The organism is Candidatus Galacturonatibacter soehngenii (assembly GCF_008830185.1).
GTDB lineage: Bacteria > Bacillota > Clostridia > Lachnospirales > Lachnospiraceae > Lachnotalea > Lachnotalea soehngenii.
In genome coordinates, this window is the sequence record NZ_WAGX01000004.1 from 876,515 (window position 1) to 902,311 (window position 25,797).

A 25,797-nucleotide genomic window follows, 5' to 3' on the forward strand; every position below is an offset into this window, starting at 1 on the left:
AAGGCTACAATCAGCCTACAATTTTGTAGGAATTAAAAAATTCATTGTAAAGGTCGTTCCCTTACCTAATTCACTGTCAACCTCTATGGTGCCACTATGCGCTTCAATAATGGCCTTTGCCATAGGAAGTCCCAACCCAATCCCTTGCTTATCCTTCGAAAAACGACTACGGTAAAATCGTTTGAAAATATGATGCAAGTCCTCTGGATGGATACCTTTGCCATTATCTTTTACCGTAATCTGAATGGCACTGGATAAGGCTTTCCATTCAATGCAAACCTTGTCGCCTTTTTCTGTATGATCCAGCGCATTTTTCACAATATTGTCAATGCCCTCGATTAGCCAATCACGGTCACATAAGAGTGAAATATTATCTGAGCCAGACAAAACGATTTCTTTTTGCTCCTGTCTTGCCCTATACGCAAAATGTAGTTCGATGTCTCGCATTATGTCCGCTATGTTCTCCATGCTCTTTTCAATGATAATAGAACCAGCATCTAGTTTTGTGATTTTTAACAAGTTTTGTACCAACGTCTCAATGCGGTCAAGTTCCTGCTCTGACAATGTGACAAATTCTTTTACCACAGGCATTTCCTCTGCTTCGTCTTGCAGTAGTCCATTATAAATGTTTAGAGCTGCGAGCGGCGTTTTTAGTTGATGAGAAATATCAGAGATGGTATTTTTCAAAAAATCCTTTTCCCGCAATTCATTTGCCGCATGGGCATTTAAGATTGCAGCCAGTGAGTTTATGGAATGGAACAGTCTATACAACTCGCCCTCTTCATCACATTCAATACGGGCATTCTCATTACCGTCAAGGTAGGCGTTGATTTGCGATACCGCATTCTCCATGATCTTGTTTTGCCGACAAAAAAACCAATAAGAGACTCCCCATATTGCGATTGTTGTCAACAAAGAAAGCAACAACAGCCAAAAGAAAACCTTCTGATACAGCAGCCAGACAATGCCTTCTGTCAGTAAAAGGAAAGCCAATAAAATAACCGTTAGAACAAGGAAAAAGTGTTTTATGTCTTTGTTTGCAAATATTTTCATAAGCTACCTCAGTCCACGACATTCCATTTATAGCCCATGCCACGAACAGTCAAAAGCATTTGCGGTTCACTTGGATTGTCCTCAACCTTCATTCTCAATCTACGCATATACACTGTAAGCGTACTGCTATCAATATAGTTGCCCTCACTATCCCACAGCTTATCTAATATTTGATTCTTAGAAAGTACCATATTCGGATTTTGCATGAACAGGCACAATAACTTATATTCTGCCGCGGTCAAATCCAACAGCTCCTCGTTCTTAAGCGCCTGTCCCTGTAACAAAAGCACCTTGATACCGTTTGATTGCAGTATCGTGTCTTCTGAGCCAAAGTCCTTTGCCCTGCGAAGCAAGGCGTTGATTCTTGATACAAGTACTCCCAGCTTAAACGGCTTTGTGATATAATCATCACCGCCTATATCTAGCCCCATAATAATGTTCATTTCTTCATCGGAAGCTGTTAAAAAAATAATTGGCACCTTGGAAACCTGCCGCACCTTCTTGCAAAATTCAAAACCAGACCCATCAGGCAACGCTACATCCAAAACCAGCAGATTATATTTACCATCAGCCCACAAAGCATCCGCCTCTTTGAGTGTTCTGGCAACGTCCAATTCAAATCCCTGCTTTTTGAAAGCAAAAGAAAGTCCGTTAATCAAACTTAAATCATCTTCGAGAAGTAATATGTTACTCATGCTTTAATTCCTTTCCCTGTTTCGCTTGACTATTTAACAAGCTTTTTAGCATTCTTTGGCTCAATTGTCATCTTCACAGCACAATAATCCACCACTGGGTACATTATAATTCCTTTGTTTCAACAATGCAAGATTGCCGTTACCGTTACTAATTATAAAAGCAGTCATACGCTTTTGTTACAATGCGTGTGACTGCTACTGATTAATGAATTGAGATTTTCATTACACTGCAAGGTGGAATTTGAAAAGTAATTTCTCTACCTGTAATCTCAATCTCTGTAAATGGTTGAATTTTTACTTGATTTGGATTAGAAAATGTATTATGCGCCGCCATATCATTTGTTAATATATCTGCCTTTACATCTATAATATTCTTTTCAGTCAGTATCGTTTCAATATCATAGGACTCTGTAAGTGATAAATTATTTAACGTTATATGAATAACACCATCTTTATCTTTTGAAACAGACTCATGTAAGTTTGGTACTTTATATTCTTCCTCGATTCCTATTTCAGTTGTTTTGATATAACTTTCTAATAAAGTTGCCTCTTGATGGCAACGATACATATGAAAAATATGATACGTTGGGGTAAGTATCATTTTCTCTCCTTCTGTTAAGATAACTGATTGCAATACATTCACCATCTGTGCAAGATTAGCCATTTTGACTCTGTTACAATGCTTGTTAAATATATTCAGTGTGATTCCAGCAACTAAAGCATCCCTCATCGTATTTTGCTGATACAAAAATCCTGGATTCGTACCAGGTTCTACATCATACCAACATCCCCACTCATCTACTACCATAGCAATCTTTCTTTCAGGATCATATTGGTCCATAATTGCTTCATGTCTGCTTACTAACGTTTCCATAAAAAGAGCTTTGTTTAGAGTTTGATACCACATTTCCTTCGTAAAATCTGTTGCACTTCCTTTTGTCGTCCAGTTGTTTGGAACCGTATAATAATGCAATGAGAGTCCGTCCATAAAACCATGAAGATGTGGTGGGGTATTTTCATGTGTCACCTTAAGTACTTTGTCTGTCCAATCATAATCGCCTGAATTAGCACCACAGCAAATCTTTTTAATCTCATCCCCTGCTTTATAGTTTCTAACATAGGTTTGATATCTTCTATACTCGTCTGCATAGTATTCTGGCCTCATGTTGCCTCCACAACCCCAATTTTCATTGCCAACGCCAAAATAATCAACCTTCCATGCCTCTTCTTGCCCGTTCTCTTTTCTTAAGTCTGCCATAGGTGATACTCCATCAAACGTCATATATTCCACCCACTCAGACATTTCTTGCACCGTACCACTTCCAAGATTCCCATTAACATAGGTCTTACAACCAAGTTGTTTGCATAACTCCATAAATTCATGTGTTCCAAAGCTATTATCTTCTACTACACCGCCCCAATGTGTATTTATCATTTTTTTACGCTTTTCTTTTGGTCCAATACCATCCTTCCAATGATATTCATCCGCAAAACATCCTCCTGGCCAGCGAAGTACTGGTACATTGATTTCTTTTAACGCCGCAATAACATCATTTCTCATACCATTGGTATTTGGTATGGCTTTATCTTCCCCTACATAGATTCCACCATAGATACATCTTCCCAAATGTTCTGCAAAATGCCCATAGATTTCTGCGTTAATATGCCCCGCCTGTTTGTTCTCATTGATAAATAATTTTGCCATATTTAACCTCCATTTCGTGTGCTATGCACTCTTTTAATTAAAATCAAAAATGGGTTTGTTTTCTTTATCCCATTTTAGTTTCATAAACATCGTATGCCGATTGGGATCATTTAATGGATCTCCTACTATCTGATCCGTTACTCTTGCATGATAGACCATAATATCATTTCCCTCTTCATCCACTGTAAAACAATTATGACCAGGACCAAATATCTTTTTTGCTGGATTCGATTGCAATACTGGTTCTTGATATTTCATCCAAGATAAAGGATCTAACAAATCCAAGTTGCCATCTGCCTCTAACATTCCAATACAATAACAAGCTCCCGTGGCACTTGCAGAAAACGTTAAAAATATTTTATTTTCTTTTTTTATTACAAATGGACCTTCATTTACCCAAAATCCTACTCTTTCCCATTCATAATCTGGCGTTGTTAAAAGTACTTGCACTGTTTTTAATTTCCATGGGTGTTCCATTTTCGCGATGTAGAGATTGGAAATCTGACTCTTTACTCCAACTTTCTCAGCCCATACAAAGTATAACTCTTCCTTATGCTCAAATACTGTTGCATCCAATGAAAATCCTTCAAAAGAAAAAGGATCTCCATCTGCACTTTGCATCATTCCAAGTTCTTCCCATTGTCCAGTTACTGGATCTTGGTCCTTACAAGTTAAAACATAGGGTCTAATTCGCCACACATCATCTGCATCTCCTGCTGCGAAATAGATATACCAACGATTCTTTATATAATGAATCTCTGGAGCCCAAATGTGACTCCCCATATTTCCTTTTTCATGCTTTATCCATATTGTATGTTCACTCGCCTCTTTTAATCCTGCCAACGTCTTAGATCGCCTAATGATAATTCTATCATAAGCTGGTACACTTGCAGTAAAATAATAATACCCGTCTGAATGTTTTAAAACATAAGGATCTGCTCTTTGCAATATCCATGGCTCATTATACTTAAGTTCTTGACTATTCATTTCTTCCTCCAAACCGTCTCATTTACTTTTATTTAAATTATTTTATGTATATCTAAATTATAATACATAACAATCTATATTTCAAACATTTATTTATAAAAGCTTTTTTATTTTGTAATAGCAAAAAACCTAATGAAATGTGCATGAACTGCACCTTCATTAGGTTTCAAAGATTTTGCTTTATATTAAATTCTATATTTACTTAAATCCTCTTGGAAATTCTTAATCATTTTATCAAATACAACAATCTGTTGTGTTAATTCTGTAATCTGGTCAACATAAATCGCTACATTTGAACTAGCTTCTTCGGTTGCCGCTGAATTTTCCTCTGCGATAGCAGCAAGATTTTGAATTCCATCAAATACTTCTGTAATATTATCTGCTTCTAGCTTTAAGTCTTGTGAAGACTTAATCATAAGGTTTGCTACCTGTTTTAGTCTATCATTTGATAACATTGATGTTCCTACTGCATCTGTAAGATTGGTATTTTGCTGTTCTAATACTTCATATTGTACATCAATTGCTTCTACCACATTACCAATACTGGAAATAAAATTCGTTAAACTACTATTAATCTGTTCCACTGCTTGATTGGTTTCTTCTGAAAGTTTCTTAACCTCATCGGCAACCACTGCAAAGCCTTTTCCTGATTCGCCAGCTCTTGCTGCTTCTATGGAAGCATTTAGCGCCAGTAAATTAATCTGATGTGCAATTGCTGATACAATGGAAACAATTTTCGTAATATTGGTTGCATTATCCTTTAATTCATTACCGCTTCTTCGTATATCATTGAATTTATGTAATACAACATCTAATTCAGATGCCGTTTGCTTTACATTCCCAAAGCTTTCTTCAATGCTAACCACTACATCCTCAATTTTATCTTTGTTATCCTGACTTTGGTTTGAAATATCCGTCACATTTTCAATACTTACACTGAGCACAGAAATTGCTTTTCCTGTATCTTCAGCTTGACTGGTTGCAGCCATTGCCACTTCATCTAATACATCTGTAATATCGTTTGACGCACTTTGCATGGTATTTGCAATATTTTCTATCGCATGATTGAACATATTCATTTCATCCACGATAGCATTAAAGCCCATGAAATCCTTTTGAACGCCGCCCTTTAACTCATTAATCTCGCCCATAATATCTTCATAGATATCCTTGGATTGCAAAATAACCGCCTCTGTATATTTTCGTTCCTTTAGTTTTTTAATCTCTTCTACAACAATCTTCATCGGTCTGTTAAGTAATTTACTTCCTACCATCGATGAAACAAAAGAAACTGCACCAAGTATAACAGCATACAGGTTATTTACTGGCATAATAAGTCCTGCCACAATTACCAAAATCGAGTTAAACAGTGCTGTTTTCATCGATATGTCCTTTAGCACACCAAAGGAAAATAAGAGATTTAAATGAAACTTTTTCTTTACCTGTATTTCTTTTTCAAATGTTAACTTAAGCTGTAGTTCATCTCCATTTTGACTGAGGAATGCAACATCTATCTTTTCGTTAAAATAATTTGATACTCCACTGATTAAACCAGTTAAGTAATCGCCCATCCCACGTTTGGATCGATAAGTAAAGATTATCTCATGTGAGGATATCGGTGTTACATCAAGGATTGGCGGAACTGCTCCTTTGAAACGTTTCATAACAATCACATGAACATCATTCATGGATTTTAAAAACTCATATGCCGTATCATGTCTAAAAAATCCAGGATAGTTAGTACTAAACGTCTTAATATTTTGCTCGCCTACTATTTTCCAAATCTCTTTCGGCTCTTTTCCAACATTGCTTCCTATTTTTACAACAATGCCTTTTGCAATGTCATCTTTTACATCTTCCAATGGTGAAAATATATAATCTTTTGACAAACCATTCGCAACTAGTGCATCATCTACCACTTTATCTCCGAACAACCTTCTGCTAGATTGCACCCAAGTTGAAACTACTGTACCTTTCATAATTTTGCTCCTTATCCAATAATAATTGTGAATAACATAATTAGTATTATATCGCAATTATTTTTGATTAGCAACCTAATTCGACAAAGGCCATAAGCAGGTTATACAAGTTATAATCTACGTTAGGACATAATTATAATGTATTTTCTTGTGCTTATTACACTTTGTTTCGATATTTCTCACTCTCAAACAATAGAGGCTTTTGTAGTGATGCCCTGCTTATGATTTCATCATTTTCAAATATCACAGTGGGTATATCGTCTGCAACAATCTCTCCATCTGCAAAGACGATTACCCTCTCGGCCCATTCCCATACAAAGTTCATATCATGGGTAGAGATAAGTAAGGTCACACCCCTCTTATGCAGCTTATCAATCTGTTCACGAAAAAGAGCTGTATTTTTACAGTCAAGACTGGCCATTGGTTCATCAAACAAAATGATTTCTGGTTCCATCACCACCACATCAGCTATTGTGACACGCTTTTTCTCCCCACCGCTTAAGAAATGAGGCGGACGCTTTGCATACTCTGTAAGATTCATCTCTTGCATCACGCCATTCACTTTCGTACGCACCTCCTTTGTTTTCATCCCGATGTTAAAAAGACCAAAGGAAATCTCACCTTCAACCGTTGACGCAATAATCTGATCATCAGGATTTTGAAACACCATTCCAACACTTTTACGTAGCTTTACAAGATGATTTCGTGAATAATCTAGTTTCTCTCCATGAAAATACAGCTCACCTTCTAACAGCTTTACAACACCATTTAACGTCAGAAAAAAAGTCGATTTTCCAGCCCCGTTACTGCCTATGACAGCTATTTTCTCTCCTTTGTTTATAGACACGTTAATGTCATGGAGTGCATAGCGTCCTTCTTCGTAGGAAAAATACGCATGCTCTACCTTCAAAACATGTTTTGTCATACTCATATTAATATCCTTTCTACGCCAAGCAAGATAATTATCACTAGAAAATACCCCCCGCATAATCCCAATTGCTTTTTTGTGGCAGGCTTTTCACTCTCCAAAAACCTGAGATTTCCGTCATACCCTCTCGCCTCCATCGCATCAAAATTTTTGGATGCCTTTTGAAAGGCAATGACAAAAAGGTTGGTGCAAATTCCAAAGAAGGATTGATAGGACCTTCTTAAATTTACGTATCCAAGTCTTGTTTTTGCAGCGGTTTTCATGTTGTAGTACACCTCAAGCAATACAAAGATAAAGCGATAAATCAAAAACATCAGTTCAATCATAATTTCTGGTAGCTTCCATTTTCGAAGCACTTTTATAATCTCATGCATGGGTGTAGATAAGCTAATCATATAAAGGCAAGTCACACTACACATTGCTTTTACACTGATTTTAGACGCTGTAAAAAGTGATTCCCTCGTGATAATAAGATATCTATGTAAAATAGAAATGAATACAATCCCTTCCTCTATCCTTGAAATGTCAACCAAAAGCACAATGCCGCTTAGCAATATAAAGGTAAATGGTATACGCAGTAAATGCCAATATTCCTTGACATTTACCTTACCAAAGAAAAGAATAACACCTATCATAATTACAGCAATAACGATTGAAGTAAAACCGCAAGATAATAAGCAAAGAACCAATGAAATGATTCCTACCCACAATTTTAAATCAGGATTAACATAAGCTAATCCTGATTTCATTGCATAATGATAAAAAGCAAGTGTTCGGTGGTTGTGATGCTTTTTGTTGTGATAATGATGCATCTTTATTTATCCTTCTTTTAAGTACTTTTTTCTAGCTACTAAGAATCCAAAACAGTAAAACAAGATACCTGAGCCGATTGCAGCTTGAAGGCAAAACAATAAGCTCTCCGTCTCTCCTGGAAGTTCTCCGCCTAATATTGTTTCTAGAATTGGCGCAGCCCAAGGCTCATATCCTGGTGAAAGTTCTTCCACAATAGCTCCTGCTGCATCGTCAGCTCCACCAAACTTTGAGCCTGATGAAATAACAAACGGTATCACGGTCATTACCACACATACTAAAATTAAAGCAACAATTATTTTTGTATTTTTACTCATATTACTTTGCCTCCTTTAAAAATCCAATTTCAGAAAGCTCTGGTTTTGCATAGACTTCAAGTCCGATAAAAACAGCAACTGTTAACAAACCTTCGATGATTGCAAGCGGAATCTGAGTCAGAGCGAAAATCCCTAAAAATTCGCCAATCGCACCGCCAATTCCTTCTGTTACACTTGGGTGAGCAATACCAAGCTGTACACTTGTAACACAATAGGTAAATAAATTACCGAGTGAAGCAGCTAAAAATACAGTTACTTTTCTATTCCATTTCAGCTTTGTACCCAGCTTATAAATACCAAAGCTTACAATAGGACCTGCAATCGCCATGCTAAACGTATTGGCTCCAAGTGTTGTAAGACCGCCATGTGCCAACAAAATCGCTTGGAATAAAAGTACTATAATTCCGATTACCGCCATTACATTTGGTCCAAATATCATCGCACCTAGTCCAGTTCCTGTCGGGTGACTAGAAGAACCAGTTACACTAGGGAATTTCAAAGATGAGAGCACAAAAGTGTAAGCACCTACCATAGCAAGTATCAATAACGTCTTTCTGTGTTCCCCTACCACTTTGTTAATTTTGATGATTCCCAGTGCCAAGAATGGAATACAAAGTACTCCCCAAGCCACACAATAGCCTGGTTGTAAATACCCCTCCATAATATGCATGGCATTTACTGTAGGAATCTTACTAAAGATAAGAGCAAAGCCCAAAAGGGCAATAAATAAATTTTTTTCCTTTTTTCTCATTACTTCCTCCTTAAACGTATGTATTACCCCGAAAATCAAAAAAATCTATTTACCATCAGCACATCACGTGACAGTAAATAGACTCCTAGCCAAAATAGGGGGCACCTTACGGTGCTATCTATTATAAAATGCTGTGCTCCGCAGCTTTTATAATCACGTATCAAAAGGCAGGTCTTCTGACTCAGCTATCAACACCACATCTTACCTTCCCACGTTTACACGCAGTGGCTTATCAAAATGTAGCTCCTTCTTTACAGCGGCGGGACCGTATGGGATTCTCACCCATTTCCCTATTATCCTAATCCTATACTCGGATAGATTAGGCACCTTTTGCACCAACAACATGAAGCAAAACAACTTCATTTGTTATTATTATTCAATTCTATTGATGAATATAACATGAAAGTATGTAAACGTCAAACAATTTACGCCGTTTGCAAAGCTTCTGAGACATCCTTCATAACCTCACTGATTATGATGTGTTGCGGACATTCGCCTTCACAATGTCTACATGACATACACTCGCTTGCTTTTATTTCTAACTCCTCATATAATTCCTTCGCCTTTTCTTCGCCAAGAACTGCGCTCTTATTATATACCTCAAAAACCTCAGGAATATTTATCCCTGCTGGACATGGCAAACAATATTCACATTTTGTACATCGAACCAAAGCCTTTGTATCAAATACTTCTTTCGCCTTTTTTAACATCGCAATATTTTCTTCGCTTAACATTCCTACGCTGCTTCTTGAAGCATATAATAAATTTTGCTCCACTTGCTCCATCGTACTCATTCCACTTAATAAAAGAGCCACTTCTTTATGATTCCATATATAATCAAGTGCCCATTCCACTGGTGACTTCTCTTTTGAAAGTACACTTGCCACATTTTCGTATGGGTTTGCTAATTTACCACCAAGAAGTGGCTCCATTATAATCACACCAATTCCTTTTTCATAGGCGTATTTAAGACCTTCCAGACCAGCTTGATAGTCTGTGTTTATGTAATTAAACTGAATTTGGCAAAAATCCCAATTCTCATAATAGTCAATAATTTCTTTGAATACAGGTAATTCATCATGAAAAGAGAAACCAATATAAGATATTTTCCCAGCCTCTCTAGCCTCTTCCATGTGCTTAATTAAATTAAATTTCTTAATTTTATTTTCAAACCTATCTTTATCTAGTGCATGTAGTAAGTAAAAATCAATTTTTTCAACTTGAAGTTTATCTAGCTGTTCGTCTAGTAATCGTTCAAAATCCTCTTCTTTATTAATTTCCCATACTGGACATTTGGTTGCAAGATATGTTTTTTCACGATATCCATCTTTTAATGCTTTTCCTACAACAATTTCACTTTCTCCTTGATGATATGGATAGGCAGTGTCTACATAATTAACCCCTGCATCTATCGCATGGCGAATCATTTTAATGGCTTCCTTTTCATTAATATGATTATCTTCTACAGGGAGTCTCATTGCACCAAAACCTAGTGCAGATATTTCATTGACAACATTTCCAAATTTCCTATAATTCATCATCTTTTCCTCCTATTGACCCATTGTAATAAGTGAATTTATAAATGTAAAATTTGATTGTTGAGGCCCTTTTATAAAATGTGATTCTGGTATTACCTGCAGCCAATCTTCAATCACCTTTGAATTTTTTGACAAATCCCTAACTATGTTAATCTCCGTTCTTGGTTCCTCAAAATATGAAAATAAAATATTTTCATGTAAAGCAATGGATTGGTATTTGTCTCCATGTAAAAGTCCTTCTTTGGTAATCGCCACATGGTAATACACATAGTCAAATAATTTATCTGGTTTTAAAAAAGCAATTCTACCTCTTTGAAGTTCTGGTTTTCGTTCTCTTTTCCAATCCGTTATTCCTTCTGGAATGGCATGGTAAAACACATGATTCATTTGTACCCAATCACGCATGTACTTTTCTCCTGGCCATTTCAACAAAGAACTAGAAAAGGGGGCAAAAAGTTCCTCTGGTTTTATTTCTTCACCAATTGACTCATAATAAGCAAACAACATATTCTCATGCTCATACATACATGCTGTCATTATCTTTTCCTTTTTGATGTATTGATGAATGATTTGCTTTGTATCATTTATGATTTTCTCCAAATCAATCGAAACGCTTGTGTTTCGATGACCTCTATAGTGATATCGATATATCGTATCTTTCATATGTCCTCCGCTTATGTCTAGGTATCACGTATTTTACTCGTAATTAAATTCTTCTCTTTAAATTTTATGCTATATTACAATATCTGTAAAGATTTTTCTATAAAGAATTAAAATAACAGGCAAAAGCAAAACATTTAAACTTTTACCTGCTATTATTCTACCTTGTGGTTCATTACAAAAATGCACGTAGGTCATTCATAAAATCTTGTTCAATTCGAATCAATCGATTTGCTAAATCCACTACTTCTTTTGAAGCATTTACATATTGATTGACATACTCACTCAGTGATTGAATCCCCATATTGCAACCATCCATCATGATTTTGGCTATTTTATCAGAACTATCATTCATCATTAATTTTACTTCTGTACTAATCCATGAAAAAGTTTTTGCCATAGGGGTTGGGTCCTTATCTTCTTTCTTTTCCTCTTTTAATAATCGAGTACACTCTTCTCCTAACGCAATATGAGGCTCGTTATAACGATCAATTAGTTTACGCAGTTCATCGTTTTCAACATATTCCATTACCTGTTCCATGCTGTCTGTTGCCATTTTACAGCCTGCATTGCATTCCTTTAAAAGACAAATGGTATCTTCATTCATTGAATTCATCCTTTCGCACTTTGAATTTTTCTTTAACAATTAGTATCTGATTTTTGAGAATCATTATACATTCTAAATTGCGAATTTTTGGAATACCTGTTGAAAGCACCACATAAAATCAATTCGATTCACACTGTCTGTTAGTACTACATTCTTTATCTTCCATACTTCTCCGTTTAATAAATATTTAACCGTCCCCACTTGATCGCCAACCTTTACGGGTGCTTCTAATTCTTTCGTTATATCATATTGCACCTCTATCTTTTCATCGTCTCGAAGAAGTAAGCCCTCCTGCTTATCTTTATCAGAAGTAAGTTCTAGAACACGTAGCCCGCTATAAGCCTTACCACCTATATACTTCGTCTGCCCGTTCTTTATCAATATAGGTTCAAACTTTGTTTCATCAACAACCGCCTCATCAAAATAGTGAAACGAATAATTTTCAAGTCCATAACTCATTAGCTTTTTTGTATCACTCCACTTATAGCTTTTATTATTAGGCCATCCACATGCGAGTAATGCTACAACAAACGTTTTTCCGTCTTTTTTCAAAGCTCCTACATAACAATATCCTGCATTGTTTGTAAATCCAGTTTTTCCTGATAACGCTCCGTCCATCATATTTAAAAAGGCATTGTGATTATTACAAGAAAACGATCTGCTTCCATTTTCTGTCGTTCCATCTTCTTTTGTTACCATATTATGAAAGCTGTAATTTGCTGTTCTTGTAATCTCAAGAAACTGCTCTTTCTTTGGCGATTCATTTATGCAGTACGACATGATTCTTGCCAGGTCTTTGGCTGTTGTAGAATGAACTGCTATACTTCCATCCTCCATATTCATTTGGGCATCTAAGCCATTAGGAGTAATAAAATATGTATTAAAGCAACCAATATCTCTCGCTTTTTGATTCATCATCTTGGCAAAAGCCTTGATATATTCTTTGCTTTGTTCCTTTGTAGCATCTTTTGCATCCACTCGGTCTGTAAATGCAGTTGATCCCACATACTCTGCAATTGCCGTCGCACTGTCATTATGTGATTCTAGCATTAATGAATATAACAAATCTCTTAAATAGAATTGTTCCCCTGCTAAAGCATTTAGCTGTACATCTGGCATAGACGATGCATATTTTGAAAAGGTAACCAAATCATCGGTATTGGTATTTTCTAACGTTACAATCAATGTCATTATTTTAGTTGTACTTGCCATAGGAAGCTGTTGTGTTCCATTTTTTTCAAATAAAACTCTACCTGTATCAGCATCCATAAGTACTGCTGCTTTCGCATAAAGACTACCTATCTCCTCTTGTTGTGTTGAGGTATCTTGCTCTACTGCATATACTGAGGTAACATTCCATATTACTAAGTATAATATAAAAATGCATAAAAATATTTTCTTCAATGGGACCTCTATAAAAGCACTTATTAGTTATTATTTATGACAGAAAAAAAGTTTTTATGTATCAAATGTGCAAAACAAAAGAACATGAAGAAAATTCCTCATGTTCTTAATTCTTAACCTAACGCAACATCAAGAGTCATCATAATTAAGAAACCAATTGCAAAACCAATCGTTCCAATATTAGAATGTTCTCCTTGTGAAGATTCAGGTATTAATTCTTCTACTACCACATATACCATTGCGCCCGCCGCAAATGACAACAAATATGGTAACAATGGCACAACATAACTGGTAAGTAATATCGTTATAAATGCCCCAACAGGCTCCACAACACCAGACAAAATTCCATATAAAAAAGCTTTTCCTTTGCTTTTTCCTTCTGTTTTTAATGGAAGAGAAATAATTGCTCCCTCTGGAAAGTTCTGAATGGCAATACCGATTGCTAGTGCAAATGCACCCGCTAATGTAATATTACTATTTCCTGTCATTACTCCTGCAAATACAACACCAACTGCCATTCCTTCTGGAATATTGTGTAGCGTAACAGCAAGCACTAACATTGTACTCTTTTTTAGTGAGCTCTTAATTCCTTCTGGCTCATCACTACTCAAATGCAAATGTGGTATAATCTTATCCATTAATAGCAAAAATGCAATTCCGATTGCAAATCCTACAACCGCTGGTACAAAAGAAAATTTACCCATAGGTTCTGACATATCAATCGCTGGTATCAGCAACGACCATACAGAGGCTGCTATCATCACACCTGATGCAAAACCAAGCAAACATTTTTGAATCAGCGGGGATATTTGATCTCTTAAAAATAATACACAACCAGCTCCAAGTGCTGTACCAATAAATGGTATTAAAATTCCAAGTGTAATATACATTTTATCATCTCCAATATATTCTCGTATTAAGTGTTAGGATACACCAAAAACAATTTTCTTATTTGCTAATTATTGTTAATTCAAACAAATAATTGCAAGATTTAAATAACCTGCAAACATGACCCACAGTAAATACGGAATTTGTAATTTTCCAGCGGTCATATAAATTGCACTAAATCTTTCAATCATAATGTAAATAGCAAACCATAATAATATTAAAATGATAAATGCCAGTAAGTACGCTTGCATATTAAAAAACACCAAAGACCAAACAAAATTAAGTAATAGCTGTATACCATATACTCTTAGTGCGTCTTTCTTTTCCTTTGTGTCAGCATCCGATTGATATACCAAATAGGCCGAAATCCCCATTAGTATGTAAAGCAACGTCCACACCACAGGAAATAGCCATTGTGGTGGTGATAAGGGAGGTTTTTCAAGCTCACTATAAATAGCTACACTGTTTCGCGTTAAAAATCCTGCCAGTGTTCCTACTCCCAAACTAATTGCTATACTTATCATCAGTTCTTTCCATTTAAGGCACATGATACACCATCTCTTTTTTTCTATTTTATGAAAAATGAGACTGGTTTATAACCTATTTATCTAATCTAATGATGACACGAATTCTGTGTCGAAGCATGGCTGCATCCATCACACCCAGAGCCTCCACTGCAACAACTCTTTCCTTGTTTTTTATCTTTTATCATCTTTCGGATTATCATGGTTACCATTGTTATTAGCAATAAACTAATAATAATAGTCGCTAAATTCGATATTATAAATTGTAGCATAAAACATCCTCCTTTTCAAATAAGGCTTTCAATTGAATCGATAATGAAAGTGATTATCATTTTCTTTTATAAGTATATTCCAATTTTTATTGAATGTCAATGCTAGAACAATGAAATATCAACCTTATATAGTAGGATTGGAAGCTATTATCGTCATATTTCCATCTAACTTATACGTTCCAAATTGATATGGCAATATAAAATGGTCGCCTTTTTTGATGTTGGTTCCATTTATACTCCCCTCACCTTCTACTACACTCATTATCTGAAATGCTTTATCCTGAAGGAATTCTTCTTCTTTCGTAATTTCGAATTTGTATACTTCATAGTAATTGCAAGCAATAAGCTTTTTGCACTGTGATTTTACGTCTTTATCTTCCTGATACTTTTCTTCTACAAAAGGTACATGAATTACATCAATACTCTTATCAATATGTAGTTGCCTTGGCTGTCCATCCGTCAAGCGGTCATAATCATAAACACGGTAGGTTATATCACTGTTTTGCTGTGTTTCTAATATCAACGTACCACCTTTTATAGCATGTACTGTACCAGGGTTAATCTGGAAAAAATCTCCCTTTTTAATAGAATGAGTTCGAATGAGTTGATTCCACTTTTTTTGTTCAATTAAGGAAACTAATTCTTCTTTTGACTTTGCATTGTGACCGATTACTATTTCTTGATCTTCTTTGCAATCAAGAATATACCAGCATTCTGTTTTTCCAAGTGAACCATTCTCGTGCTCTTTTGCATAGGTATCATCAGGGTGAACTTGAATACTTAAGTCATCTTTTGCATCTATAATTTTAATAAGTAAAGGAAATTTGTCTCCACCTATATTTCCAAATAAAGCTTGCTGTTCTTTCCATAATTTTGCCAGGCTCTCACCTGCAAACTGCCCATTTGATACCAAGCAATCACCATTTTCATGTGCACTGACTGCCCAGCATTCTCCTGTCGTATTACTAGGAATCTGGTAACCATACTCGGTATTCAATCGGCTGCCGCCCCATATGTTCTCTTTGAAAATTGGCTTGATAAATAAAATTTCTTTGTTTACTGACATGATATTTCTCCTAACATTTACAGTCGCTTATTTATTTTGTAAGTAATACTATATCACATTACGTTTTAAAATTAAATGAATTATTCATAGGAGGTTATAATAGAACTGATGTATAGAGGTTGTAACCCATTATTCGAGCTTTCTATTATTTGTATTTTTATTTGATATACATGCTCTTCTCCATGAATTATTATTGGCTGGGTATATAAACAATCGCCCCAGTTTTCTTCAAAATTAGCATCCAAGATAATATCTGTTTCTTTTTCGTTAACGAATACTTTCGCTTTAGGTGCAGGCCTTTGAATCGTCTTTTTGTATTGTATTGCTATTTCAGTTCCTTCTAGATAAAAGGTTAATGTATCTCCTTTTCTTTCTCCAAACCATCCAGATTTGAAAATGTCTTGCAGGTCTTCTTTCTTGGACGAATCACAGATAAATCCTTTTGCTATAAAATTGCTATTGCTATTTTGATAAATCCTTGCTTTTTCATATGCATTTCTTGTGAATGGCTTTGGTAGATCTATCTTATCTTCTTTTTCATTTCTTTCTAGATAAATATGCTCTAACACTCCATTTACAATATCAGATACTAGTTTATGTCCCAAATCGTTTGGATGTAAATCATCGGGAGTGATATCTTCTTTTAACAACAATTTCGATTTCACACAAGGATATAAGCTATTTTTTAAGCTGATACAAGGTAGTCCATAGTGCTTGGCGATTTTGTTGTGACTAAACTGCGTGTTTTCTCCACTTTCATAATTCACATGATTTATTACGATTATCCCTGTCCCTATATTATAATCTAATATTTTTCGAATTAGACCTTCAAACGTCTCCTCATTTAATGTATTTATGTTATCGTTAACACTAAAATCTATAATCAATATATTAGGTTCAAACCTAAGCAAATCCTGTTCTACCCGTGCGCAACCAAAATGAGATGTAGTTGCACCAATTCCAGCGTTTCTATATTTTACAGACGCCTTTGGAAACTTACTAACCCACCACTGGTATACAAGGTAAGCATAGCAAGTCTTTGGCGAGCTAGCTAAAGAGCCTTGTGTAATAGATCCTCCAATAAAACCTATCGTAATTGGTTTTCCATTTTCACCATTTCGCATTACCTTTTTTATATTTTCTAAATTTCCCCTTTGAACGATAGCATCCTTCACAAGTTCATTGATTTCTCTCATAGGCCCTCCTTATTTTAGTAGCTTCATCAATGGATTTTAACGAATCCCTATCTCCAAATCATTGTCAGTTACTACACTATGTTTCATTATGTAAGACACCACCTCATCTACCGTCGTAAAGGCTAATCCGACATAACTATCTGCCGCACCATAATAAATGGCAATTCTTCCCGTATCCGAATCAGTAAGCGTTGCACAAGGAAATACCACATTATTAACAAAGCCTCTTTCTTCGTACCATTCCTCTGGTGTGAGTAAAAAGTTTTCACAACGATAGATTACTTTAGAAGGGTTATCAATATCAAGGATTGCACCGCCAATACTATAAACAAAACCATTACAGGTTCCACTTACTCCATGATAGAATAAAAGCCAACCAACGCTAGTTTCAATCGGTGCTGCTCCACCTCCAATTTTAACGGATTCCCACCAGCTTTGTCCTCTTCCCATTACATGTCTGTGTTTTCCCCAATAGGTCATATCTGGACTTTCACTTAAGAAAATATCTCCAAACGGTGTATGCCCACTATCACTTGGTCTTGAAAGCAGTATATAATTTCCATTTATTCTTCTTGGAAACAAAACTGCATTTCGATTAAATGGAATGAAGGGGTTTTCTAATCGTACAAATGTCTTAAAATCAGTCGTCTTTGCTAAACCAATCGCTGCCCCATAAAAATCTGTACACCATATGAGATAATATGCCTCTTCCACTTTCACAAGTCTAGGATCATATGCATAGTGAGGCTCAAATTCCTTTCCCTGTTCGTCTATAAAATGAACTTTTTCCTTTTCAAAGTCCCACTTAATCCCATCTTTGCTATAGCCTAAATAGATATAAGGAACACCATTTACCTGTTCACCACGAAAAACACCTATAAATGCATCCTTATATGCTACCACTGCACTATTAAAAATTCGTGCAACATTTTCTAAAGGATTTCGGTCTATGATTGGATTGTGTTCATATCTCCATATTGGTGTATGGTTCGTACCTTCTTTTTTATCTTGCCATGGAATATTTGGTAAACTATCTCTTGCTACTATTTTTATCTTACTCATTTTTAACCTCCTGTTATTCCTTTACGGAACCTTGTGTAAGTCCACTGTATATCTGTTTTTGAAGTAATAAAAATATAAGTAGTGTAGGTATAATTGTAATGATAACACCTGCACAAATCACTTCCCACTGCGTTCCATATGGCCCTTTGAACTTAAATAATGCCGTAGAAATCACCGCCAAATCCGTACTTGGCATATAAAGAAATGGTGTGTAAAATTCATTATAGAAATTAACCCCTTTAATAATTAGTACAGTGACAATTGCTGGTTTCATTAACGGAATTAATATTCGAAAAAATATGGTTAAATAAGATGCTCCGTCCATAATAGCTGACTCATCCAAAGATCTTGAAATGTTATTTAAAAACTGTAAAAAGATATAAATTGAAATAATATCCGTCCCCGCAAATAATATGATTGTTGACATTCTCGTATTAAAAATCCCTAATCTAGAAATAATTTGAAACGTACTCATCTGCATGGTAATACTTGGTATTAGAGACGCAATTAAAAATGCCGCCTGAACCAATTTTTTTAACTTAAAATCAAACCGACTTAATATATAAGCTGTCATAGTACCTGTTAACAGAGTTGCCAAAATGGAAAAGAATAAAATAAATAAGGTATTTGCAAAACCAAGCAACATCTTCCCCTCTACAAAAGCCCTTATGTAGTTATCAAAATTCAAAAAATTATGTGGCAATTCTAATACCTTTGTCGTGCTAAATTCCTCCTTTGTTTTAAAGGAACCTAAAAATACAACCATTAGAGGTACAATTGCAATCAGAGCGGCAAAAAGCAGAGAAACGTATTTCATAAAAACTACAACTACTTTAGAGATTTTGTGGTGAATACTAAGTTCCATTCTTACGCCTCCTTGCCTTCAAAGAATTTTTTTTGAATCAACGTGATGATAAGGATAAATATTAGTAATACAACACCCATAGCAGATGCCAGGCCAACTTTTTTCATTGTGAAAGCAGTTTCTAATGTCTTAGTAACAAAGGTAGCAGAGCCATTTCCTCCATTTGTCATAATATATGGAATCTCAAATACACTAATCGCACCTTTTACCGCTAATATCATATTCAGACTTACTACCAACTTAATATTTGGTAAAATGATATAGCGAAATTGCTGCCACCTATTTGCACCATCTAACTCAGAGGCTTCATATAAATCACTATTTACAGAAGCCATCGCACCACTAAACATAACCATATTTTGCCCCATGTACCTCCACACAGAAACAAAGGCTAAGGATACGTTAATCAAACTTCTATTATTTAACCATAACGGTATTTTTTCTTCTGCCACTCCAAAAGCCGTAAGAATGGAATTCAAAGTACCACCACTTTTAAAAAAATATAAAAATACAAAACCAATCGCAACTCCATTGATCAAATAAGGAAAAAATATGGCTCCTTTAAAAAAATTGGAAAAGCGTACTTTAAAATTAAGTATGGTAGCAAAATAAAGTGCCAACCCAATTTGAACAAAAGAACCCACCAAATAATACAAACTGGTTTTCAGTACGCCAAAATATTCAGGTCTTGTAAAGACTTCGATATAATTTTTTACTCCTATGCATTTCATGGTTTTACTCGTTCCGTTCCATTTAAAGAAGCTATATCTTACCATGTCCGTAAAAGGCATGTAGGTAAAAACAATCAATAAAAGCAAAGGTGCAAATAAAAATAAAATAATAACAACATTTTTTTGAACCTTTCTTGATGAAAATCTTTTCTTTCCCATTTCATGAAAAGTCAATTTGCTATCTGTTACGTCATCCATACCATTCCTCCTAAATATACAGGCTTCAAACATTTGCATAAACACATTACAAATTATAAGAAACCTGTATTTTCAAAGATTATATAACTAGTTTTGATATAAAATGTGCATTATTCGACTTCTAAACCTAATTCTTTTTGCCCTGTCGCCCATTTTTCATTCCAATCGTTCATAATATCATCAAAGCTTTCATTCGTGTTACCCATTGCAGCTTCCACAATTCGTTTCTTTTCTACATCTGTGTTAAGACTTACTTCTGACGTATTACTCAATTCATCGAATAATCCCTCATTTTGTGCAGTGGCAGGTTCATCTACAATGAAGGTAACTTCTGAAAAATCTTTTAAGGTTTCTGGCAAAGGATCATTTTTTAATATGGAAATACTACCTTCACTAAGCGCAAAACCAGATTCATCAACCATAAAATCAATCCAAGCTCTTGCAAGCGCCTTTTGTTGGCTGTTTACGTTGATACCAAAGCAATAATCCGCACCAGCCGTTGCATATTGTACTCCATTTATATTCGTAGGGAATGGCATATAGCCTATATCATCGCCATTGCTGCCAGCTCCCTTCATCTGAGAAATCGACCAAGAACCAAGCATCATACATCCGATTTCACCGTTATTTAGCATAACCTTTGACTGTTCCCAATCGGTTGTTACAGGATCTTTTTCGCATAAACCTTTTGAAACAATATCATATAAAAGCTTATAAACAGTATAATGAGAAGTACCTTCTCTAAATGGATCTTTTTCATGAATAATCACATTGTTATGATAATTGGCATCTCCTGTTACAGAACCCCAAGCATGATCTTCCCATGCAGTCAAGGTCCAACCAGCCGCATAGTTTGTATAGTATGGAATGGCATCTGTATTATCTTTTATTTTTTGTAATGCATTTAAGAATTCTTCTGGTGTTTTGGGCGTTTGTGTAATACCTGCCTCTTTAAAAATCCTCTTGTTGTATACAACACCTTGGGCATTTGCACAAGAAGGTAAGCCATAAACCTGCCCTTGACTAATTTTCGCATTTAAAAATTCTTCTTTATACTTATTTGACAATTCCTCAACACTTCCCAATGGTTCAAAATAATCTGCAAACTCATTACTTGGAACAGAACCTGGCAGCATTAATACGTCTCCATAATCTTTGGTTCCCATTCTAATTGCTACGTCACCTTCGTAATCCGTTATTGCCTCAAACTTAATTGTTACATCAGGATATCTTGCTTCAAATTCCTTTTTGTAGTCTGCAAACTTTGTGTCAATCAAATCAGTACGATGTGTCAATACCGTTAAGTCTCCGCTAAACTCCGAAGTTTTTGATTTTACTTCCCCGCTTGAATCTGAAGTAGCAGTTTGTTCATCTTCTGACTTTGTCACCGCTGTTTCCTTATCTGTTGTGCACCCTGAAAATAAAGCAGTTGTCATAGCAGCAGTTAATAAAACACTTACTAATTTCCTTCCCATTGCTTACCCTCCATTTAACCAAAACACTTTTGACATTAAGTTATTTAGGTTTTATTTAAGTTATCGATAACTTATATTTTAATTATATGATTTGTTATATTTTATGTCAATATACTTTTTATATTTGGTAGTATTAAACAATTTTTCTTCTATTATTTTGTTGTATATGAATAATCGTATTCAAATGCTTTTGATTGTAGAACGCTATAAAGTCCTCTTAAAGAAAGCTAACGTATTTTGGGTACAAAAAAGGAAGATGTAAAATACATCTTCCTTTACCTAATTTTACTTAATTCTTTTCACAGATTCCCTTATAATTAAATTCCCACTTACTACTTTTCGCCCCATCAAATATTCTTCGTTGACAATTTTTTTAGAAATTGCATCTACAGCGATTTCTCCCATTGCCTCCATGTCCACACGAAATGTAGTTAATTGCGGAGAGCATATCGTAGAATAAATATAGTCATCAAAGCCAACAATCGATATATCCTCTGGTATTAAATATCCTCGTTCTTTTAATTGCTCCATTACATGATAAGCAACTTGATCGCAGTTGCACACAAACGCAGTTGGCATTTCTTCTGGAAATTCAATATTAATATATTTGCCTGATTCATCTCGATCACTTATGAGCCATTCTTTTTTCATTTCTATATTATGAAATAAAAGGGACTTGTAATACCCCAGATAACGATCTAATATACTGCTTGTTGCAGTAATATTTCCTATAAAAGCGATTTGCGTATGCCCCATTGATATCAGATAATTCGTCAATAGATAACTGCCATAAACATTATCACTTACAATCGCTCCAATCTGTGAATGCTCATCATAAAAGTCAAGAAAAATATAGGGTATTCCCATCTCATCCATATGCTCAATGTAACCTGTACTTATTTGCCCCATTAGTATAATTCCATCTACCTTATTATTTACTACCATATTTGGCATATTAAGTTCTACTTCATCTTCATATGAAATGATTTCTAATATCCCAGAATATTTGATTCTAGTTAATTCCATAATAATCTTCTTATATAAATCCGAATAAAAGGAATTACTTGAAAAAAATTTCTCTGATACCAATATTCCTATATTATAGCTGCTACCTTCTTTCATCGCTTTTGCTAATGAGTTATAGCGATATCCCATCTCTTGTGCTTTTTGTTTTATTTTTGCCCTTACTTCGTCACTTACGCCTTCTTTATCAGAGAGAGCCTTAGATACCGTTACTGTACTTACCTCCAGCGCTTTTGCGATGTCTCTCATTGTTATACTTTTTCCCATACTTTTCATATATGATATAAATATTAGGGGTCAAATGATTTTCCCCCTGATACCCGTGATTCGTTACGCACATTGTGGTATCTTTCCTATTCATATTTTCCTTTCCGTATTTCCTTACATTTATCTGATAGGTAATAGTATATCATATTTTTAAGTTACAGGATATTTTTTTACTTAATTTTTAAAAACTATTCAAAATAATCAAATGGATTTTTTTTAAGCTCTTGTTTGATTAACTCCAAGGCAACTATAATATTTAAACACCACTGTGCAGTAACATTTGTGCTAATCCATGGGATTTCTAGCAATCCTTTTGAAAAAATATTTTCTTGTACTGTAACAGGTTCAAATCCCTTTTTATCACTAAACGTATAAATCACATCAAACAAAGATTTCCATACCTTGTTCGCTAACGTACTATCCTTATAATAATGAGCTCCATATGCAGCCATGGATGCAGCCATGTATCCATGATCAAACTCTCTGCTTTGTGTTATCCCTTTACTTTTTCGTTCTTTTTCCTTTGGAGTATCAAAGTAAAAAACTCCAAAATCCGCTATCATTTTCTCCCACTCTTCATCTTCAATTATATCTGCAAGTTCCATCCATATTTGAGCCGCCCCCATACAAAGTGCCAGATGCGACCCTCCTGTTGCAAATTCTCCTATGTAACGCAAATGACCACTTTCTGGATCGTATTCATAATCAGAGCCAGACGTTAATTGAAGCGGTGCTTTTTTTAAATCTTCGATGCCTACTAAAATTTTATTTTTATAATGCTCATCTTCCTTTCGTTCCCACTGTGTCATCCAGTTGGCAACATAGCTAGACCAATCAGGCCCAGACCTTGCATGCGTTTTAAATACCATTTTATCCTTATCATAAAAAAAGCGTAAAGGATCCATATGTAGGGAGGAAAAGTCTGCATCTTTTACATCTTCAAAGATATCTTCCATTCGATGATCCCCAGTTAAATAATAGAAAAATCTGTGATGTCCTGCCATCGCAATTCTTGGCTCCTTACAAGAACACCCCCAATGAATTACATTATGTCTGGAACCAATTCCTCTGTACTCACCTAAATGATACACATCTACTTCCGAGCAATGTCTTGCCATCGCTTCTGCTAGTGAATAAATATCTTCTCTTCCTGTTCTTAAGAATGCATACCAAAGCCAATACGTTGGGACCAATTCTGTGTTTTGCCATGCATATCCCCCCATATCATACCTCCAACAGTGCCTATTCCTATCATAAGTATGCATAAAATCTCCATAATGAAACAGACCATACCAACTTCTTTGTTTTACTTCGTTTTTGTAAAATTCAATTGCCAAATCCATTTGCTTTTCAAGCCACTTTTGCGATGTTGTTTCATAGGAAGGCAAACTCCATAGTCCAAAAGCCTTTTTCTCATAATAATACTTAGGGCTTGCTATAAGTACTGCTGGCTTTTGAATTGTTTCGTACAATTCATCCAATTCAATATCCGTTGCTACACGGTTTGTAACCCCCTTTAATATGATTTCATTTGTATTGGCTATTCCATAAGGGGTTGCGCCTAATTCATGAAATCCCTCATAATAAGCATTTGCATGTCCTATATCATCATAATGTCTAAAATCCATTGCTTCATGCTCTGGTGACCAAATCCACGTAGTAATTTTACAGGAATCTTCCTTCATTTCATCTATCCAGATTGAAGAAGGATATTTCTCCCAAAAATTTCTCATTCCAACCATAAGACCACCATTTTCACCAAATACACCAGCAACTCCTTTTGCCTTTTCTCCATCTACACAAGAAATATAGCAGCAGTTCTTTTTCTCTGTACTCTTTTGAATCAAGTAATGGTTGACACTATTTTGAATCACTCGATAGCTACTCCATATTGTCATATCCTCGATTGCTTCTAATGTTTTATTATCTCCTTCATGATCGAAATGCAAAAAAGTACCCTCTAATTGTTTTTGATAGATTGAATCTGCAATAGGGGGCCTCCAGCTAAGAAGTAATTGCATTGCTTCATGAAACACCCCATTTTCTCCAAGGATTTTAACATGGCGATTATATAGTTTGCCTTCTAGTGGACAATTTATTTGAAATCCAATTCCTTTTAAGAAATCAAATTCTGGTATACCGTCATAGAAAAAGGTATGTGTCATATGTATTTCATCGGAATGATAATATAGTGTAAAACGTACAATAAAAGGAAGCACTTCTCTTTGCGTCACCTCATTTTTATGAACGCCGCTTATTCTAATTACAATCTTTTGACTCCCTTCCTCTTCAATCATCGTTTCTTTAATAATCGATTGATAAGGTACTTCTTTCTTTATTATAATCTCCTCATCTTCACTTCTCTCCTCAAGTATGGCAATCAATTGTCCCTGACAAGCACTTTTTTTTCCATCCAGATCCATCTCTTGTATCAAATAGTTGCCTTGGTTTGCAAATGCAACTTTCATTTTACCTGTATCTATCACAATTGCCCCTTGCGTCTTTGTTAATTGAATGAAAGATTTGGGTTCCATTTGTTTCGTACTGGCTTCCAATGTAATTTGTTGTGCCTCTTTTTTTATATTTGCACAGTGAGCTGCCCATTTGACACTCCCATCTGGCCAATAAGCGGTGACTCTTGACTGCAACTCGCACTTTTCTTCATTTACTTTTAGTACAAAGCTATCGCTTCTATTTACTTTACCTTTTTCCCATACACTTCCAAAATTTACATAACCATACTGTTTTCTATTTTCTAAAAAATGCATTTTTATTTTTTCCATTGTCTCTTTTCCA

Annotated in this window: 25 protein-coding genes and 1 riboswitch; all 25 genes read right to left on the reverse strand. The window is 35.3% G+C overall.

Features of this window, described 5'->3' with window-relative positions:
* Positions 1 to 15 precede the first annotated feature (15 nt).
* Positions 16 to 852, reverse strand: a complete 837-nt coding sequence (locus F7O84_RS06665) for a sensor histidine kinase (protein WP_330578734.1) — start codon at positions 850 to 852, stop codon at positions 16 to 18.
* On the reverse strand, positions 815 to 1,075 hold the full coding sequence (locus F7O84_RS19570; protein ID WP_330578735.1) for a hypothetical protein: 261 nt from the start codon (positions 1,073 to 1,075) through the stop codon (positions 815 to 817). The genes F7O84_RS06665 and F7O84_RS19570 overlap by 38 nt, the downstream gene beginning before the upstream one ends.
* A complete protein-coding gene (locus F7O84_RS06670) occupies positions 1,062 to 1,748 on the reverse strand; it encodes a response regulator transcription factor (RefSeq protein WP_151143269.1) in 687 nt (228 codons plus the stop codon). The genes F7O84_RS19570 and F7O84_RS06670 overlap by 14 nt, the downstream gene beginning before the upstream one ends.
* A 202-nt stretch (positions 1,749 to 1,950) precedes the next feature.
* Positions 1,951 to 3,453 (reverse strand): alpha-N-arabinofuranosidase, encoded by a 1,503-nt coding sequence (locus F7O84_RS06675; protein WP_151143272.1) that lies wholly within the window; start codon positions 3,451 to 3,453, stop codon positions 1,951 to 1,953.
* A gap of 33 nt (positions 3,454 to 3,486) precedes the next feature.
* Entirely contained in the window at positions 3,487 to 4,440 is a 954-nt protein-coding gene (locus F7O84_RS06680; protein ID WP_151143275.1) for a glycoside hydrolase family 43 protein, read from the reverse strand.
* Positions 4,441 to 4,625: 185 nt separating this feature from the next.
* A complete protein-coding gene (locus F7O84_RS06685; protein WP_151143278.1) occupies positions 4,626 to 6,419 on the reverse strand; it encodes a heme NO-binding domain-containing protein in 1,794 nt (597 codons plus the stop codon).
* A gap of 157 nt (positions 6,420 to 6,576) precedes the next feature.
* The gene (locus F7O84_RS06690; protein ID WP_192451677.1) at positions 6,577 to 7,350 is read right to left on the reverse strand and encodes an energy-coupling factor ABC transporter ATP-binding protein; all 774 of its coding nucleotides are present in this window, start codon (positions 7,348 to 7,350) and stop codon (positions 6,577 to 6,579) included.
* Entirely contained in the window at positions 7,347 to 8,159 is an 813-nt protein-coding gene (gene cbiQ, locus F7O84_RS06695; protein ID WP_151143284.1) for a cobalt ECF transporter T component CbiQ, read from the reverse strand. Before cbiQ ends, F7O84_RS06690 begins: the two co-directional genes overlap by 4 nt.
* Before the next feature lie 6 nt (positions 8,160 to 8,165).
* Positions 8,166 to 8,474: an energy-coupling factor ABC transporter substrate-binding protein gene (locus tag F7O84_RS06700; RefSeq protein WP_151143287.1), complete on the reverse strand. Its 309-nt coding sequence runs from the start codon at positions 8,472 to 8,474 to the stop codon at positions 8,166 to 8,168.
* Position 8,475: 1 nt separating this feature from the next.
* A complete protein-coding gene (locus F7O84_RS06705; RefSeq protein WP_151143290.1) occupies positions 8,476 to 9,225 on the reverse strand; it encodes an energy-coupling factor ABC transporter permease in 750 nt (249 codons plus the stop codon).
* 149 nt (positions 9,226 to 9,374) lie between these two features.
* Positions 9,375 to 9,571: riboswitch (cobalamin riboswitch) on the reverse strand.
* A gap of 79 nt (positions 9,572 to 9,650) precedes the next feature.
* The gene (locus F7O84_RS06710) at positions 9,651 to 10,763 is read right to left on the reverse strand and encodes an aldo/keto reductase (protein WP_151143293.1); all 1,113 of its coding nucleotides are present in this window, start codon (positions 10,761 to 10,763) and stop codon (positions 9,651 to 9,653) included.
* A gap of 12 nt (positions 10,764 to 10,775) precedes the next feature.
* Positions 10,776 to 11,426 (reverse strand): hypothetical protein, encoded by a 651-nt coding sequence (locus tag F7O84_RS06715; protein ID WP_151143296.1) that lies wholly within the window; start codon positions 11,424 to 11,426, stop codon positions 10,776 to 10,778.
* Positions 11,427 to 11,598: 172 nt separating this feature from the next.
* A complete protein-coding gene (locus F7O84_RS06720; protein ID WP_243140825.1) occupies positions 11,599 to 12,039 on the reverse strand; it encodes a hypothetical protein in 441 nt (146 codons plus the stop codon).
* Positions 12,040 to 12,102: 63 nt separating this feature from the next.
* Positions 12,103 to 13,434, reverse strand: coding sequence for a D-alanyl-D-alanine carboxypeptidase family protein (locus tag F7O84_RS06725; RefSeq protein WP_243140826.1), 1,332 nt, complete (start codon positions 13,432 to 13,434; stop codon positions 12,103 to 12,105).
* 113 nt (positions 13,435 to 13,547) lie between these two features.
* Positions 13,548 to 14,324: a ZIP family metal transporter gene (locus tag F7O84_RS06730; RefSeq protein ID WP_151143302.1), complete on the reverse strand. Its 777-nt coding sequence runs from the start codon at positions 14,322 to 14,324 to the stop codon at positions 13,548 to 13,550.
* Positions 14,325 to 14,399: 75 nt separating this feature from the next.
* Positions 14,400 to 14,846 carry a TspO/MBR family protein gene (locus F7O84_RS06735; RefSeq protein WP_243140827.1) on the reverse strand — a complete coding sequence of 149 codons (447 nt, stop codon included), beginning with the start codon at positions 14,844 to 14,846 and terminating at the stop codon, positions 14,400 to 14,402.
* An 89-nt stretch (positions 14,847 to 14,935) separates the two neighbouring features.
* Complete coding sequence (locus F7O84_RS06740; RefSeq protein ID WP_151143307.1) at positions 14,936 to 15,118, reverse strand: FeoB-associated Cys-rich membrane protein; 183 nt, start codon at positions 15,116 to 15,118, stop codon at positions 14,936 to 14,938.
* Positions 15,119 to 15,242: 124 nt separating this feature from the next.
* Positions 15,243 to 16,184 carry a mannose-6-phosphate isomerase, class I gene (gene manA, locus F7O84_RS06745; RefSeq protein ID WP_151143310.1) on the reverse strand — a complete coding sequence of 314 codons (942 nt, stop codon included), beginning with the start codon at positions 16,182 to 16,184 and terminating at the stop codon, positions 15,243 to 15,245.
* Between the two features lie 80 nt (positions 16,185 to 16,264).
* Entirely contained in the window at positions 16,265 to 17,380 is a 1,116-nt protein-coding gene (locus F7O84_RS06750) for an SGNH/GDSL hydrolase family protein (protein WP_151143314.1), read from the reverse strand.
* Between the two features lie 36 nt (positions 17,381 to 17,416).
* Entirely contained in the window at positions 17,417 to 18,442 is a 1,026-nt protein-coding gene (locus tag F7O84_RS06755; protein ID WP_151143317.1) for a glycoside hydrolase family 130 protein, read from the reverse strand.
* A 13-nt stretch (positions 18,443 to 18,455) separates the two neighbouring features.
* Entirely contained in the window at positions 18,456 to 19,307 is an 852-nt protein-coding gene (locus tag F7O84_RS06760) for a carbohydrate ABC transporter permease (RefSeq protein WP_151143323.1), read from the reverse strand.
* 2 nt (positions 19,308 to 19,309) lie between these two features.
* Positions 19,310 to 20,236: a carbohydrate ABC transporter permease gene (locus tag F7O84_RS06765; protein WP_243140828.1), complete on the reverse strand. Its 927-nt coding sequence runs from the start codon at positions 20,234 to 20,236 to the stop codon at positions 19,310 to 19,312.
* A 110-nt stretch (positions 20,237 to 20,346) separates the two neighbouring features.
* A complete protein-coding gene (locus F7O84_RS06770; protein ID WP_151143325.1) occupies positions 20,347 to 21,711 on the reverse strand; it encodes an ABC transporter substrate-binding protein in 1,365 nt (454 codons plus the stop codon).
* A gap of 285 nt (positions 21,712 to 21,996) precedes the next feature.
* Positions 21,997 to 23,010 (reverse strand): LacI family DNA-binding transcriptional regulator, encoded by a 1,014-nt coding sequence (locus tag F7O84_RS06775; protein WP_243140829.1) that lies wholly within the window; start codon positions 23,008 to 23,010, stop codon positions 21,997 to 21,999.
* A 179-nt stretch (positions 23,011 to 23,189) separates the two neighbouring features.
* Complete coding sequence (locus F7O84_RS06780) at positions 23,190 to 25,784, reverse strand: exo-rhamnogalacturonan lyase family protein (RefSeq protein WP_151143328.1); 2,595 nt, start codon at positions 25,782 to 25,784, stop codon at positions 23,190 to 23,192.
* Between the last annotated feature and the right edge of the window lie 13 nt (positions 25,785 to 25,797).

Bases quoted from the DNA above. Each gene is read 5' to 3' on its own strand.
- F7O84_RS06665 (WP_330578734.1), bottom strand. From the start codon at position 852: ATGGAGAATGCGGTATCGCAAATCAACGCCTACCTTGACGGTAATGAG.
- F7O84_RS19570 (WP_330578735.1), bottom strand. From the start codon at position 1,075: ATGTCGTGGACTGAGGTAGCTTATGAAAATATTTGCAAACAAAGACAT.
- F7O84_RS06670 (WP_151143269.1), bottom strand. From the start codon at position 1,748: ATGAGTAACATATTACTTCTCGAAGATGATTTAAGTTTGATTAACGGA.
- F7O84_RS06675 (WP_151143272.1), bottom strand. From the start codon at position 3,453: ATGGCAAAATTATTTATCAATGAGAACAAACAGGCGGGGCATATTAAC.
- F7O84_RS06680 (WP_151143275.1), bottom strand. From the start codon at position 4,440: ATGAATAGTCAAGAACTTAAGTATAATGAGCCATGGATATTGCAAAGA.
- F7O84_RS06685 (WP_151143278.1), bottom strand. From the start codon at position 6,419: ATGAAAGGTACAGTAGTTTCAACTTGGGTGCAATCTAGCAGAAGGTTG.
- F7O84_RS06690 (WP_192451677.1), bottom strand. From the start codon at position 7,350: ATGAGTATGACAAAACATGTTTTGAAGGTAGAGCATGCGTATTTTTCC.
- cbiQ (WP_151143284.1), bottom strand. From the start codon at position 8,159: ATGCATCATTATCACAACAAAAAGCATCACAACCACCGAACACTTGCT.
- F7O84_RS06700 (WP_151143287.1), bottom strand. From the start codon at position 8,474: ATGAGTAAAAATACAAAAATAATTGTTGCTTTAATTTTAGTATGTGTG.
- F7O84_RS06705 (WP_151143290.1), bottom strand. From the start codon at position 9,225: ATGAGAAAAAAGGAAAAAAATTTATTTATTGCCCTTTTGGGCTTTGCT.
- F7O84_RS06710 (WP_151143293.1), bottom strand. From the start codon at position 10,763: ATGAATTATAGGAAATTTGGAAATGTTGTCAATGAAATATCTGCACTA.
- F7O84_RS06715 (WP_151143296.1), bottom strand. From the start codon at position 11,426: ATGAAAGATACGATATATCGATATCACTATAGAGGTCATCGAAACACA.
- F7O84_RS06720 (WP_243140825.1), bottom strand. From the start codon at position 12,039: ATGAATTCAATGAATGAAGATACCATTTGTCTTTTAAAGGAATGCAAT.
- F7O84_RS06730 (WP_151143302.1), bottom strand. From the start codon at position 14,324: ATGTATATTACACTTGGAATTTTAATACCATTTATTGGTACAGCACTT.
- F7O84_RS06735 (WP_243140827.1), bottom strand. From the start codon at position 14,846: ATGATAAGTATAGCAATTAGTTTGGGAGTAGGAACACTGGCAGGATTT.
- F7O84_RS06740 (WP_151143307.1), bottom strand. From the start codon at position 15,118: ATGCTACAATTTATAATATCGAATTTAGCGACTATTATTATTAGTTTA.
- manA (WP_151143310.1), bottom strand. From the start codon at position 16,184: ATGTCAGTAAACAAAGAAATTTTATTTATCAAGCCAATTTTCAAAGAG.
- F7O84_RS06750 (WP_151143314.1), bottom strand. From the start codon at position 17,380: ATGAGAGAAATCAATGAACTTGTGAAGGATGCTATCGTTCAAAGGGGA.
- F7O84_RS06755 (WP_151143317.1), bottom strand. From the start codon at position 18,442: ATGAGTAAGATAAAAATAGTAGCAAGAGATAGTTTACCAAATATTCCA.
- F7O84_RS06760 (WP_151143323.1), bottom strand. From the start codon at position 19,307: ATGGAACTTAGTATTCACCACAAAATCTCTAAAGTAGTTGTAGTTTTT.
- F7O84_RS06765 (WP_243140828.1), bottom strand. From the start codon at position 20,236: ATGGATGACGTAACAGATAGCAAATTGACTTTTCATGAAATGGGAAAG.
- F7O84_RS06770 (WP_151143325.1), bottom strand. From the start codon at position 21,711: ATGGGAAGGAAATTAGTAAGTGTTTTATTAACTGCTGCTATGACAACT.
- F7O84_RS06775 (WP_243140829.1), bottom strand. From the start codon at position 23,010: ATGAAAAGTATGGGAAAAAGTATAACAATGAGAGACATCGCAAAAGCG.
- F7O84_RS06780 (WP_151143328.1), bottom strand. From the start codon at position 25,784: ATGGAAAAAATAAAAATGCATTTTTTAGAAAATAGAAAACAGTATGGT.